13 protein-coding genes and 1 pseudogene are annotated in these 13,182 nt (G+C 63.1%); 9 read left to right on the top strand and 5 right to left on the bottom strand.

What is annotated here, in order from left to right:
* The first annotated feature begins 29 nt into the window (after positions 1 to 29).
* From QHC78_RS18185 to QHC78_RS18145, 9 genes and pseudogenes are all read left to right on the top strand, one after another.
* Positions 30 to 764: an ABC transporter substrate-binding protein gene (locus QHC78_RS18185; RefSeq protein ID WP_319747070.1), complete on the top strand. Its 735-nt coding sequence runs from the start codon at positions 30 to 32 to the stop codon at positions 762 to 764.
* Between the two features lie 218 nt (positions 765 to 982).
* Positions 983 to 1,255, top strand: coding sequence for a hypothetical protein (locus QHC78_RS18180; RefSeq protein ID WP_319747068.1), 273 nt, complete (start codon positions 983 to 985; stop codon positions 1,253 to 1,255).
* Between the two features lie 159 nt (positions 1,256 to 1,414).
* The gene (locus tag QHC78_RS18175) at positions 1,415 to 1,891 is read left to right on the top strand and encodes a hemerythrin domain-containing protein (RefSeq protein WP_319747066.1); all 477 of its coding nucleotides are present in this window, start codon (positions 1,415 to 1,417) and stop codon (positions 1,889 to 1,891) included.
* 175 nt (positions 1,892 to 2,066) lie between these two features.
* Positions 2,067 to 2,891, top strand: coding sequence for an alpha/beta fold hydrolase (locus QHC78_RS18170; RefSeq protein ID WP_319747064.1), 825 nt, complete (start codon positions 2,067 to 2,069; stop codon positions 2,889 to 2,891).
* Between the two features lie 372 nt (positions 2,892 to 3,263).
* Complete coding sequence (locus tag QHC78_RS18165; protein ID WP_319747062.1) at positions 3,264 to 4,292, top strand: ABC transporter substrate-binding protein; 1,029 nt, start codon at positions 3,264 to 3,266, stop codon at positions 4,290 to 4,292.
* Positions 4,293 to 4,301: 9 nt separating this feature from the next.
* Positions 4,302 to 5,279: an isopenicillin N synthase family dioxygenase gene (locus QHC78_RS18160; protein ID WP_319747060.1), complete on the top strand. Its 978-nt coding sequence runs from the start codon at positions 4,302 to 4,304 to the stop codon at positions 5,277 to 5,279.
* A pseudogene (locus QHC78_RS18155) lies at positions 5,276 to 5,641 on the top strand (VOC family protein); the annotation flags it as partial. The gene QHC78_RS18160 and the pseudogene QHC78_RS18155, both read left to right, overlap by 4 nt.
* 51 nt (positions 5,642 to 5,692) lie before the next feature.
* Positions 5,693 to 6,220, top strand: a complete 528-nt coding sequence (locus QHC78_RS18150; protein ID WP_413816489.1) for a nucleoside deaminase — start codon at positions 5,693 to 5,695, stop codon at positions 6,218 to 6,220.
* 98 nt (positions 6,221 to 6,318) lie between these two features.
* Complete coding sequence (locus tag QHC78_RS18145; protein WP_319747058.1) at positions 6,319 to 6,579, top strand: DUF378 domain-containing protein; 261 nt, start codon at positions 6,319 to 6,321, stop codon at positions 6,577 to 6,579.
* Positions 6,580 to 6,730: 151 nt separating this feature from the next.
* On the opposite strand, the gene QHC78_RS18140 is transcribed toward QHC78_RS18145, so the two are convergent.
* The 5 genes from QHC78_RS18140 to QHC78_RS18120 all read right to left on the bottom strand — a co-directional run bounded on the left by QHC78_RS18140 (position 6,731) and on the right by QHC78_RS18120 (position 13,101).
* The gene (locus QHC78_RS18140) at positions 6,731 to 9,013 is read right to left on the bottom strand and encodes a xanthine dehydrogenase family protein molybdopterin-binding subunit (protein ID WP_319747056.1); all 2,283 of its coding nucleotides are present in this window, start codon (positions 9,011 to 9,013) and stop codon (positions 6,731 to 6,733) included.
* On the bottom strand, positions 9,010 to 9,492 hold the full coding sequence (locus QHC78_RS18135) for a (2Fe-2S)-binding protein (protein WP_319747054.1): 483 nt from the start codon (positions 9,490 to 9,492) through the stop codon (positions 9,010 to 9,012). Before QHC78_RS18135 ends, QHC78_RS18140 begins: the two co-directional genes overlap by 4 nt.
* Positions 9,489 to 10,772: a cytochrome c gene (locus QHC78_RS18130; RefSeq protein ID WP_319747052.1), complete on the bottom strand. Its 1,284-nt coding sequence runs from the start codon at positions 10,770 to 10,772 to the stop codon at positions 9,489 to 9,491. Before QHC78_RS18130 ends, QHC78_RS18135 begins: the two co-directional genes overlap by 4 nt.
* A gap of 365 nt (positions 10,773 to 11,137) precedes the next feature.
* Positions 11,138 to 11,863, bottom strand: coding sequence for an IclR family transcriptional regulator (locus tag QHC78_RS18125; RefSeq protein WP_319747050.1), 726 nt, complete (start codon positions 11,861 to 11,863; stop codon positions 11,138 to 11,140).
* Positions 11,860 to 13,101: an NAD(P)/FAD-dependent oxidoreductase gene (locus QHC78_RS18120; protein WP_319747048.1), complete on the bottom strand. Its 1,242-nt coding sequence runs from the start codon at positions 13,099 to 13,101 to the stop codon at positions 11,860 to 11,862. Before QHC78_RS18120 ends, QHC78_RS18125 begins: the two co-directional genes overlap by 4 nt.
* Positions 13,102 to 13,182 lie beyond the last annotated feature (81 nt).

Below are 13,182 nucleotides of genomic sequence, written 5' to 3'. Positions count from 1 at the left end.
GCCCGCCAACCCTCCACAGGAGTCCTCCAATGTCCGTCGATCCCAGCGCCCGCACCTTGCTCGCCCCTACCGGCGTGCTGCGTGCCTCCATCAATGTCGGCAACCCCATCCTGGCCTACTCCGACCCCGCAACCGGGGCTGCGCAAGGGGTATCCGTCGACCTCGCGGATGCGCTGGCGAAACGCCTGGGAGTGCCGCTCGAACTGAAAGTGCTCAAGAGCGCCGGCGCTTCGGTGGAAACCGTCACACAAGGCGAGGCAGACATCGGGTTCTTCGCCGTCGATCCGGAGCGGGGAGCGGGCATCGCGTTCACCGCTCCCTACGTCATCATCGAAGGCTACTACCTGGTCCGAGACGACTCGCCGCTCACGGCCATGGAGCAGGTCGACCGCGACAGCACCACCGTGGTGGTCGGCAAAGGCAGCGCCTATGACTTGTTTCTTTCACGGACCTTGTCCCGCGCCACCATCGTCCGGGCACCCACCTCGCCTGCCGTCGTCGAGGTTTTCCTTGCCGAAGGGGCGGACGTCGCCGCGGGAGTAAAACAACAACTGGAGGCAGATGCCGCCCGGCTCGGCGGTCTGCGCCTGCTTCCCGGGCGATTCATGGAGATCCGCCAGGCGATGGGAATTCCTAAGGGACGCCCGCCTGAAGCCATTGCTCACCTCCGAGCCTTCGTCGAAGACATGAAGGCAAACGGCTTCGTCGCCGAGGCGCTCCGCCGCCACCAGGTCAGCGGCGTGTCGGTCGCCCCCGCCGAGTAAAACGGCGGGGGCGATTCGCCTGTCCGCAACACTATTCCTACGTGTTGTAACCGCCCGCCCGGCTGCGCCCGCCGGTATACCGCCAGGTATTGGGGTTGATACTGCTTTGCAAAGAGAAAGCGTTACATATAAAAAAGGACTACACGACCCGCAAAATCGGCGTCTTGCGAACTGGGTGTATTAAGCTTTGCCAACCTTATCCCCAATTGGAGGACACGATGCTCGAGTGGCTTCGTAGGTGGGCACTTAGCCACGCTCCGACGCCGGAAAAGGAGGCGGAGAAGGCACTGTACGAGGCGCGTCTGGCGCTTTATCGCGCGGAGCAGCGGGTTCGCGATGCGCTGATATATGCCGAGTACTACCGAGAGCGGGTGAGCTTTTTGCAGCGGGTCAAGGACGAAGGCATCGAGAACGTCGCCGACATGCGAACGATGCGCCAGAGTCCCCAGCCCGCGTTGCGGCTGCACCCGAAGGTCGCACCTGGCGAGTAACGGCGGGGGCGAAAGTCTCCCGAACCTGTTCCGCCTCGCCCGGACGCCAGCCCGGCGATCCGGTCGGTGGCATGGCAGTACGAAGGAATCCCGGTGCCTGCGGGCACACCGCTTGCTGAACAAGCGACACCTCGGCAAGAGGGCACTTTGGAGATTCCCATGAACAAATCGACCATCCCGACGGCGCAAAAAGCCGCCTTGAGTTTGCTTCTCGACGACCATCGCAACGTCAAGAAATTGTTCAAGCAATTCAAGGAAGCCAGCTCGGACCGCGAAAAAGCAGACATCGCGCAAACGGTCTGTAAGGAACTGACCATTCATACGATGCTGGAAGAAGAGGTTTTCTATCCTCTCGTCCGGCGCGAAGGCGGCCAGCCCTTTTCCGACATGCTGGACGAAGCCGTCGTCGAACACGCCAGCGCCAAGGACCTCATCGCACAGATCCAGTCGATGAAGCCGGGCGACGACATGTACGACGCAAAGGTCACGGTTCTCTGCGAGTACATCAACCACCACGTCAAAGAAGAGGAAGAAGAAATGTTCCCCAAGATCGTGGCAAAGAAAATAGACCTGCGGGAAGCCGCGGAAATGATGTCAGCCCGCAAGGAAGAACTGATGGGGATGGCACCGGCATAACGCCGGCCGGGCGGAACTGTGCGGACATCGCCGGCGGGACCGCCTCGCACAGCCGCCATCGTTGTAGGACTGCCCGACGCAGCCTGAGCGCGATGGCGGCTTTCAATTTAAAAGAAATCTTGCTAACAAAGCTATTAATTGGGAATATTCCTGCTCCTCGCAACAAGGAGCAAGGATGTCCAAGACAGCTAGACTTTCCACGAACCGCCGTACTGCCTTGCGCGCCATGATCGGGGGCACGCTCTCCCTATCTGCGTCCGCCTTGATCCCGGCCGCTGCCGACGCCGCTTCCGCCAAGCGTACCTTCGTACTGGTCCACGGTGCCTGGCATGGCGCCTGGTGCTACCAGCGCGTCGCCGAACGACTGGCCGCCGCGGGCCACAAGGTCTACGCGCCTACGCTGACCGGCCTGGCGGACCGCTCTCACCTCATGAGCCCCGCCATCACGCTGCAGACGCACGTCGACGACGTGGTGAACCTCATGAAGTGGGAGGATCTCGACGACATCGTCCTGTGCGGCCACTCCTATGGCGGCGCCGTCATCTCGGGTGTTGCCGAGGCCATGCTGCCGAAGATCGGGTCCATCGTGTTCCTCGATGCCTTCATGCCCGAAACCGGGGAGAGGATCATCGATCTTTCTCCGGCCAGCCGGGATAACGTCCTGGCCTCGCAGGCCCGCGGCACGGTCTCTCTTCCCGCTCCACCCGCGCAAGTATTCGCGGTGAACGAGAAGGACCGCGCCATGGTGGACGCCAAATGCACGCCACAGCCTATCCGGACGTTCACCGAGACGCTGACCATTACCGGTGCCCGTGAACGCGTGAAGACAAAGGTCTATGTGCGCGGCGAGCAGTATGCGCGCGACGCGTTCGACGCTTCTTACGAGAAAGCGAAGAACGATCCCGGCTGGAAAGCGTACAAGCTGGCATGCGGTCACGACGTCATGCTGGACATGCCCGACCGGATAGCCCAAATCCTGCTCGAAGCCGCCGCCGGCTAGGGCGGAGCCACCGTGCGCCGAGGCGGCGTACGGCCATGACGCAGTCCCTCCATGCCTCCCTGTCCCCGGGCACCCAACCGGTGCACCGGGGGCTGCCACCTCGCCTAGCCCGCTGCCGCCATGCCGCGCAATGGTGCGGAAAACAGGCGAAGACGGACCGGCCTCCTACGGGCTTTCGAATGGCATGGAACCTGCTTGCAGCAGCGAGCGAAGGGTAGAAGCGTTCAGCGGCCTCCCCGGCCGCCCGGAAATTGCTCTTGCAGTTCTAAATGTGCATCGCAATGGCTGCACGGGATCGGCCGCCTGCTGTTATCCAGCGCGGTCCATCCGCCGTGCAGGATCAGTTTTGCCGACTCGTACGGAGAGCTCTACATGCAACGCCGTTCCCTGCTGCGCGCCGCCGGCGCCGCTACCCTGTTCGCCGCTACTCCTTTTGTCCGGGCCCAGGGCTCGCTACACAAGTTCAAGCTGAACCTGGGCTGGAAAATCGAAGCCTCGGGCGCGGGCTTCCTGCTCGCGCAGCAGCGCGGCTATTACAGGGACGCGGGCCTGGACGTCACCATCGACACCGGCAACGGTTCGGCCGCGGCCATCAGCCTGGTAGCAGGCGGCGCCTACGACGTTGCCTCGGCCGACCTGTCGACGATGATCGAATTCAACGTCGGCAACCCGCAGGCCGCCCTCAAGGCGGTCGCCATCCAGTACGACTTGAACCCCAACGCCGTCATCGTCCGCAAGGACGGGCCCATCAAGCAACCTTCGGACCTTGCCGGCAAGTCCATCCTGGGGCAGCCCTTCAATGCCTCGCGCAAACTGTTCCCGGTATTCGCCAAGGCCCAGGGTTTCGATCCCAGCGGTGTGAAATGGGAGAACGTCACGCCGGACATCGGCGACACGCGCTTCGTCAAAGGCGACTTCGATGCGGCCGCCTACTTCTACTTCACCGGCCTGCTCAATCTCAAGGCCCGCGGCATGGGGCCGGAACGGCTCACCGTGTTCCGTTTCTCGGAGCTCGGCCTGAAGTCCTACGGCAACGGCATCGTTGCCAATCCCCTGAGCATGACGCGCGCACCGGAGGCCATGGCTGCATTCATCAAGGCCAGCACGCGCGGCTGGATCGACTGCATCGCCGACCCGAAAGCCGGCGCCGCCGCCGTCAAGGCCCGTGAGCCGCTGGCCGACCAGCAACTGGAGTTGGAACGGCTCCAGCTCATTGTGGACGGCACGATGAGAACGGCCGACACCATGGCCAACGGCTGGGGCGCCGCGACGCCGGCGCGCCTGCAGGCCACCATCGACGAAACCGTATCGGCCTTCGGCCTGAAGAGTTCGCTCACGCTCGACCAATTCTGGACCGACCGGTTCCTGCCGGCACCTGCCGATCGCCGGCTCAAGGCCTGAGATTTGCCCATGAGCATACCCGTCATCGATCTCGCCGGCGCCTTGGCTCCCGGCGGTCCGCGCCGCATCGACGTGGCGCGGCAGATACGCGCCGCTGCGATGAGCGCCGGCTTCTTCTATGTGCGTAACCATGGCGTGCCGCCGGACCTGGTAGCTCGCCAGTTCGACACGGCGCGCCGGCTGATGGACCTGCCCCTGGCCCGGCGTGAGGCGCTATCCATCCGCCACTCTCCCATCATGCGCGGCTTTGAAGCGCTGGGCGCCCAGACCCTGGACGAACACGCGCAGCCCGACCTGAAGGAAAGCTTCTATTGCGGCATGGATTGGCCGGCGGACCACCCGTACGTAGTGGCCGGCTACCAGACCTACGGTCCGAGCCAATGGCCGGAAGAACTGCCTGAGGCCCGCACGCAGAGCCAAGCCTATATCGACGCGCTGAACAAGCTGTCGCTGCGGCTCATGCAGTTGCTGGCGCTATCGCTAGACCTGCCCGAGGACTACTTCGACGCCTCCTGCCGCGAACCCATGGTCACACTGCGCATGGTGCGCTATCCCGCTCACCCCCGCGAAGCGGACGAGCGCACCTTCGGTGCCGGCGCGCATACCGACTGGGGCGCCATTACCGTGCTCGCCCAGGACGGACACGGCGGCCTGGAGGTGCAGATGCCGGACGGCAGCTGGGTGCCTGCCACCCCCATACCGGATACATTCGTCGTCAATCTGGGCGACATGATTCCCCGCTGGACCAACGGCTTGTATCACTCCAACCCCCACCGCGTGCGCAACCTGTACTCGGCCGGCGCGCCTCGCTACTCGATTCCGTTCTTCTACGAGCCAGACTTCCTGGCGCGCATCGGGGCCGTGCCCGGCACGGTGCCGCCCGGAGAAACGCCGAAGTTCCATCCCTGCACCGCCGGCGAGCATCTCAAGGAAATGTACGCCAAGACCTATGGGCTGAAACACCGCAGCGCCGAGGCCGCCGCATGAAATTGCTGTTCAACTTTTTCTGCCGCGACATCGAGGCCCAGTTGCGCTTCTACCAGGAATTGCTGGGCCTGCCCGAATCGGTACACAGCCGTTCCGCCATCTTCCGGGCCGTGGAAACCGAACACTTCCAGTTCGGATTCCACGCGCAACCGGCCTATGACCTGCTGGGCCTGCGCCAGCGTGCTCCTGCCGCGCCGTCGCCGCAACCCCTGACCGGCTACCCCACCTTCATGCTCCAGGACCACGCCGAGGTGGACCGGCTCGCCGCACGCGTAACCGAACTCGGCGGCCATGTGATCCAGGGCCCCTACCCTACCTACTACGGCCAGTGGCAGGCCGTGCTGGCCGATCCCGAGGACAATGTCTTTCGGATCGGCGCCCAAGACCTTCCCGCGGGCGTCACCGCTCCGCCCCTGCAGGTCGCCGAAAGCAGCGCGGCATCCGCCCTGCCGGGGGAAGTCGCGCTGGACGAGCGCGATGGCACCTACCTGATGCGCGCCATCGCGTGGTCGCGCACGGGCCGTGAACGGGGCAACCGCCCTTTTGGCGCGGTCGTAGTCTCCGACAATGGCGAGGTGCTGGCCGAGGCCTGGTGCAACGGCACTGAAACCGGCGACTGCACCGGCCATGCCGAAATGATGGCGCTACGCCAAGTATCGCCGCAGGTAGACCGCGAGACCCTTGCCCGGGCGACGATCTATTCGTCGGCCGAGCCCTGCGTCATGTGCGCAGGCGCGATCTTCTGGTCCAACATCCGGCGCGTGGTGTACGGCATCGATGCCGTCCGGCTCCGCGTATTTCGGGGTAAACGCCCCGAGCAGCGCGACGCCGAACTGTCGTGCCGGGACGTGTTCGCGGCCTCGCCTCACCTCATTGAATGCGTCGGCCCGGCCTTGATCGACGCCGCCAGCGCTCCGCACATCGGGGTCTGGCGTCCGTAATCTCCATTGCGGGAATGAAACGTGCTCAGGATACACCGGGTGCCCGGGCACCCCGGCTGCCCAGGCAGGCTAGCCGCATTACATTCAGGGAGCACGATATGAGCACAGTGGAGACGTCGCCGTACAACGAACGAACAAGGGTATCCGCGCATTTGAATCCGGTGGATTGGATCGCGCTGGTCCTCGTGATCATCGGGGGCCTGAACTGGGGTCTCATCGCCGCGGTCGGGGTCGATCTGGTCGCGTCGATATTCGGCGCCGGCACCGTGGGCGCGCGCATCGTTTACGGGCTCGTGGGGCTGGCCGCGCTGTACACGATCTTCCTCGCCGTCAGGCTGGGGGCGAAGAACCCGGACTGAACGGGTTGCGGGTTGCGGGTTGCGGGCTGCCGGGCATGCCGCCTCGCGCGGGTGCCCGGCATTTTGTCGCCTGGTCACGCCGGGACTTTCGTTCGCTTGTCGTCCCAGCGTGCCCCCTTGCCTTGAACGCGCCGAGTTGCCCCGGCAACCTTCAAGTACTCCTGAACTCCCGCAGCCTGCCGCCTGCCGCCAAAGGCAAGCTGCGCAGGCGCCGACCCGTGGCATCGAAAATGGCATTGCCCAGCGCGGCCGGGGTCGGCCCTTGTGTGGCCTCGCCCGTGCCCAGGAAACGCTCGCCGGGACGGTTGATCAGGTGGACCTCGACGTTGCGCGGCACTTCCGAGAAACGCATGATCGGGTAGGTGCTCCAGTCGAAGCTGCGAATACGCCTCTCGTCGTGGCGTACCTCCTCGAACAGCGCCCAGCTGGCCGCCTGCAGAATGCCTCCTTCGAGCTGGTTGCGCACGCCGTCGGGATTGACGATCTGGCCGCAGTCGCCCGCGGCCACCACGCGGTCTATGCGTATGCCGCCGGTCTCCGGCGTCAGGGTGATCTCCACCGCCATGGCCAGATAGGTCATCAGGTTCTTGTACTTGGCGAACGCGAAGCCCACCCCCTTGTTGCGCTGGCGCGGGCGCTTGGGGCCCCAGCCGAACTTCTCCGCGGTCAGCTGGATCACGTCGCGCGCACGCGGGTCGTCGAGGTGCTTGAGGCGGAACTCGACCGGGTCGACGCCGGCCGCGTGGGCCAGTTCATCCATGAACGTCTCGATCGAGAAGACGTTCATGAACGCACCCAGGCCACGGTGCGCCGATTGCCGGATCGGCATATCGGGCAGGAAGTGGAGCTGGACGTTGAAATTGGCGAAGTTGTAGAGCGGCAGGCTGTTGCGGTCCGCCCCGCCCTCGGGCATGGGAATCGGCTTGGGCGGCGCCGGCGTGAACGGCGTGGCCAGATGCTGGGCAGGCATCAGGCGGCCGGCATTCTCGATGCGCTGGTTGTGCGAATTGCTCCAGATTTCGTACTGCCAGTCGACCACCGTGTTGTTCTCGTCGAGCGCGGCCTTGACCTCGGTCACCATGGCCGGGCCGAAGGGCTCCCAGGTGAACTCCTGCTCGCGCATCAGTTGCACGCGCACCGGCCGGCCAGGCACAGCCCGCGCCATCAACACCGCGTCCGCGGCGACGTCGTCGGCGGAGTTATGGCCATAACAACCTGACCCTTCCACATGGATGCAGTGGATCCTGTCCGCGGGCATGCTCAGGAGTTCTGCCAAGCCGCCTCGCAACGGATACACACCCTGGGCATGGGTCCACACCGTCATCTTGTCCTGGTCCAGATGAGCCACGGCACACGAAGGCCCGATGGAAGCATGCGCCAGATAGGGCTTGGTGAAACGCGCTTGAAGCGTGCGCGCGGCGGGCGCGGCGGCGCCCGTGCGCTGGCCCGAGTGGACTTCCTGCGCCGGCAGCTTGAGCAGCGTGTCGTAGACCTTGTCGGGCGCAGGCAGTACGGCGGTTTCCTCCCAGGCGGCCGCTGCGGCCAGGGCGCGCATCGCAACGATGGCTTGCCATTCGTCCTCGGCTACCACGGCGAGATAGTTGCCGTCGCGCACGACCTTGATCACGCCCGGCATTTTTTCGACCGCAGCGCTGTCGACCTTGAGCAGCTTGGCGCCATACGAGGGCGGACGCACCACCCGGCCGTGCGCCATGCCGGGCAGGCGCAGGTCCTGCACGTAGCTGGCAGCGCCGGTCACCTTGCCCGGGATATCCACCCGCCGCATGGGCTGACCGATGACCTTGTAGTTCTTGGGATCGGTCAGCGGCGAGCTCGACTGGGCTTCCTGGTGCAGGTTCACGCCGCTCACGGCCTCGCCGTAGCTCATCTTGCGGCCATCCGGCGCGCTGATGAAGCCATCGGCCACTTTCAGCGTGGCGGCGTCCACACCCAGCTTGGTAGCCGCCTCGGCCACCAGCAGGGCACGCACCTGGGCGGCGGCGTGCAAGATCGCCGTACCGCTGTCGGACGTGGAGTGGCTGCCCGCCGTATAGCCCTCGTTGGGCGTACGCTCAGTATCGGCCGTGATCATGGTGATGGCTTCCGGCTTGACCGCGAGCTCTTCAGCCGCGATCTGGATAAAGCCGGTCTTGATGCCGGTGCCGAGTTCGACCTTGCCGGTGAACACGGTGATCCGGCCCTGCTCGTCGATGCGGATCCAGGCATCGAGCATGGGCGTGCCCTTGAGGTTGCCCGGCCGGCTCGCGGCCGCAGCATCGGTGCCGATGGGCTGGGCCGATTCGGTGGCGGCCTGCTTGGTTGCCGCCAGTAGCGCGCCGGGCAGGAGCGAAAAGCTGACCGTGACCGAGCCGGCCGCGAGGAAACGGCGGCGGCCGGCGTTTTCCAGGAGGTGGTGCGGATCGCGCTGGTTCATTTGCCGCCTCCCTGCGCGGACGCCGTCATGCTCTTGGAGGCCTGCACGATGGCCGCCAGGATGCGGGTTTGCGTGCCGCACCGGCACAGATTGGGCTGCATATGCTCGCGGATCTCTTCTTCGCTGGCGTCGGGACGGCGATCGAGCAGCGCCTGGGCGCGCATGATCATGCCGGCGATGCAGTAGCCGCACTGGGCTGCCTGTTCTTCGATAAACGCCTGCTGCAGCGGCCCCGGATTTTCGGCTGTCCCGAGACCCTCGACCGTGCGTACGGCGCGCTTGCCGACAGCCGACACCGGTACCAGACAGGAGAACACCGCTTCCTTGTCCAGCATGACGGTACATGCCCCGCACTGCCCCACGCCGCAACCGTACTTGGCGGCATTGAGCTGAAGATGGTTGCGCAGCGCATAGAGCAGCGGCATGGACGGGTCGATGTCCAGTTCATGATCGACCCCATTGACGTTGAGCGTAATCATTGCGGCTGTGCCTCTTTGCGAACGTTGGCGACCATGCCCGGCAAATCCTGCCAGGCCGGTTTCTTGGCGTATTCCTGCCGGACGTAGGCAAGAACGTCCGCGACCTGATCGTCGGTCAATACCGCAGAGAACGGAGGCATGTAGTGGGCGGAAGACGAGCCCTGCCAGGAGTTGCCCCAGAGGACCATATTGATGGCATTGCGCGCGCTGCTGCCGTTGACGGAAGAACCCAGCGCCAGCAAAGGACGCTGGCCGATCTCGCTCATGGGGGCGCTGGCGCTATGGCACCCGGCGCAGGACGCGGCGAACAGCGCTGCACCGCGCGTGATACTGGCCGTATCGGCATTGGCCGGGGCGGCCGCCGCAGGCTGGTTCGCAGCCGGCTTTTGCAACGACAGCAGATATGTCGCCATCGCCTGGACGTCGGCCGGATCGGCGTCGGCCAGGTTCTGGGTGACGGGCAGCATGGGACCCGCAGCGGCGCCGTGCTCGGTGGCCAGGCCGGTGCGCAGGTAGGACACCAGCTGCTCGGCGGTCCAGGGCTTGGGCGCCTGCCCCAGCTCGGTCAGCGCCGGCGCGGTCCAGCCGTCGATCACGCTGCCCGCATAGGCGGCGCTGCTTTTCTCGGCGCCGAACATGTTCATGGGCGTATGACAGGAGGCGCAGTGGCCGAGGCCTTCGACCAGATAACGGCCGCGCAGCCACTCGTCCGATTGCGGAGTGTCCGGCGGGGGAAGTTCGCCCTCATCCAGGAACAACAGGTTCCACGCCGTCATCAGCGGCCGGAAATTCAGCGGGAACATCAGGTCGTTCTCGGGGGCGGCCTGCTTCACGGGCGTACGCGCCATCATGTAGGCGTACAAGGCCGCGATATCCTCGTCGGTCGTCTTGGTGAAACGCGGATACGGGAAGGCCGGGTACAGCTTGTGCCCGTCGCGCGAAACGCCTTCGCGCATCGCGCGCTTGAAGTCCTCCAGCGACCATTTGCCGATACCGGTCTCTGCATCGGGCGTGATATTGGTGCTATAGATGGTGCCGAATGGCGTATGGATGGGCAGACCGCCCGCGTAGGGCTCGCCCCCCTTGGCCGTGTGACAGGCCATGCAATCGCCAACGGCCGCAAGGCGGGCGCCGCGTTCGATCATCGTGGTGTCCGCGGCTTGGGCGGCGGGCGCGGCAGATGCCCCGGTATCGGGTTGCTGCGCGTAGGCGTAGGCGGCGACGATGGCCGCAGCCACCCCCAGCGCCGCCCAGGCGCCTGGCTTTTTCTTACTCAACATGGCCTCCAGTGCAGAAGTGCGTACGCACTGGGCTGCATGCTAGCTGTCCTGGCTGACAGTCCGCTGAAACGATGTGTATCTACAGCATTTCAAGGGAGCCGACGCTCGTTTTATTCACCTTATGGTCGGCATAGGAAGAAAAAACCCGCATGGCCAGCGACGATGCGGGTTTCGTATTTCGAAGGCTTCTTGGGCTCGAGGCCTTCTATTTTTCGCAATACAAAATGAGATGGATGGTACGGTCCGCGTCCTTTCCTAGTGTTTTGCTGGCAAAAGCCTAACCAAAGCGCTGGAGCGCCGCAAACAGTTACTCGTTGATTGCGTGCGCATCTGGGCTCCCGAAAGAGAATCGAGAGACGACTGAGCTACATAACTGCGCCCAACAAAGACGATAGATATCTGGCCGCATCAAGTAGAGAAGGCCTAAACTTCGCCAAGACTCTACCCGTGAAACGCGCTGCAGGACCAGCAAGGACGATCGCTGCGACGACCTCACCATTAGCACCAAACACCAACGCAGCTGCGCTACGCATTCCTTGACCATCAAGCCCCTGGTCATAATGCGCGGCATCCTTGACTGTCTCTTTGAAAGTCCGCGTGTTGCAGCCTTTGGCACTCATTCTTAAGAGCAATCTTCCTGCGCATGTACCGTTAGCCGACTTTCTTTCGCCATCTGTGAACTTGAACTGAACAGCATGCGTGCTTTCTACGTTCGCGACGACTACAGTGTAGCTACCGTCAAGCACCACCAGTGCGACTGCTTCCTGCGACGAGTCTCTTAATGACTGAAGTAGCGGCATTGCAAGATCAACCAACTTCATCCGACCTCTAGCGAGCGCACCAAGAGAATAGAACTGAAGCCCTAACCGATAACGCTTGGTTTCTGTGTTTTGCTCTAAGAAGCCCTCTGCTTTCAACGAGTTGGCTAAGCGGTGGACGGTGCTCTTCGACAAACCAAGGCGCTGCGAGAGTGCAGTGGTCCCCAGCTCAGTCTCCTCACCGAACGCCTTCAATAACCGCAAGGCAGCTGACACGGAACTCATCAGTGCTGGCGCGTCTTTGTCAAGGTCTGTACTGGAAGTATCAATCATCTAGAGATCTTCTGCAGGTTTAGCGACACGTCCTCCAGGACCTCTGCCTCCAACGGTACCCGCGATACCATCCAGCGCTTTGCCAACTTGACATCCCGCCCGCTGTTAATGGCAACAAGCGAGCAAAGGTGTCTTTCCTTTAGAAAGAACAGGCTGCATTTTCCCGACCCATAGTCTCTGACAACCGGTTCGACATTGTCAGGCACGATGCCAAGAACTTGAATATTCACGCCGAATTGATCCGACCAGAACCATGGAATTTCGTTATAGCGATCTGGCAAGCCAAGAGCGGCCCGAGCCGCAACGATGGCGGAATTCTGCGCGTTTGCCCAGGACTCGAATCGAATGCGTGGCCCGCCATTTTCTCCAGGGAAACTGGCGACGTCTCCCACTGCGAATACCGACGGATCGCTAGTACGCCCCTGGTCATCAACAACCACGCCGTTGTCAAGCTGCAAACCAGCCGCTGCCGCCAGATCCACCCTGGGCGACATACCGATGCCAACTACAGCGATATCAGCTGTTAGAACAGACCCATCCGGTAGATGCGCGGAAACGTTCTCTGCGCTGACTTCGAACTCGGCGCTTATGCCAAGGTGCAATGTCACTCCGCTTTTCCGATGCAGATCCGCCAATCGAGCGGCAATCACAGGAGGGAGGGAACGGCCGCACAATCTCGGACCTGCCTCGATCACCGTCACAGTCTTGCCCGCCTGCCTTGCTGTTGACGCGACCTCTAATCCGATCCACCCGCCGCCGACTACTAGCAGAGAGGACGCCCGCCCCAATGCCTTACCCAATCGTTGCGCGTCCGTGATATCACGCAAATAGTGCACTCGATTACCTGCGGGCAACGAAGCCAACGTTTTCGGGACACCCCCGGTTGCCAAAAAAGCGATGTCATACGACAGCGATTTCCCGCTCTCACATTCGATGGCCTTACTCCGAATGTCTAACCGACTGACTCTTTCCGATGCCCACCAATCGATATTCAACGCGTTCAATTGATGCTGCTGCATGAGGTAAGTTGTCTCGGCGGCGAACTTACCCGCTAAGACATCTTTTGATAGCGGCGGCCGTTCATAAGGTGGGTACGGCTCCTCCCCGATCAGCACTACCCGACCGTCGTACCCCTCAGTACGCAGTGTCTGGACAACCCATGCCCCTGCTTGCCCAGCCCCAACGACAACCGCTGTTTTTATCGTCATGCTGCGTCGCTCCCCGATCGAATCGTCCAAAAATTTTGCCGTTGAAAGTCTATAGAATATATCCTATCATCTTCCTCAAGTTGTGGAGGAAGCCATGCCGAGGCGTCGTTG

The sequence above is a fragment of the Pigmentiphaga sp. genome, from assembly GCF_033795525.1.
Classification (GTDB): Bacteria; Pseudomonadota; Gammaproteobacteria; order Burkholderiales; family Burkholderiaceae_B; genus Pigmentiphaga.
The sequence above is the reverse complement of the archived record's forward strand: the minus strand, read 5'-3'. Positions and strand labels throughout refer to the sequence as shown.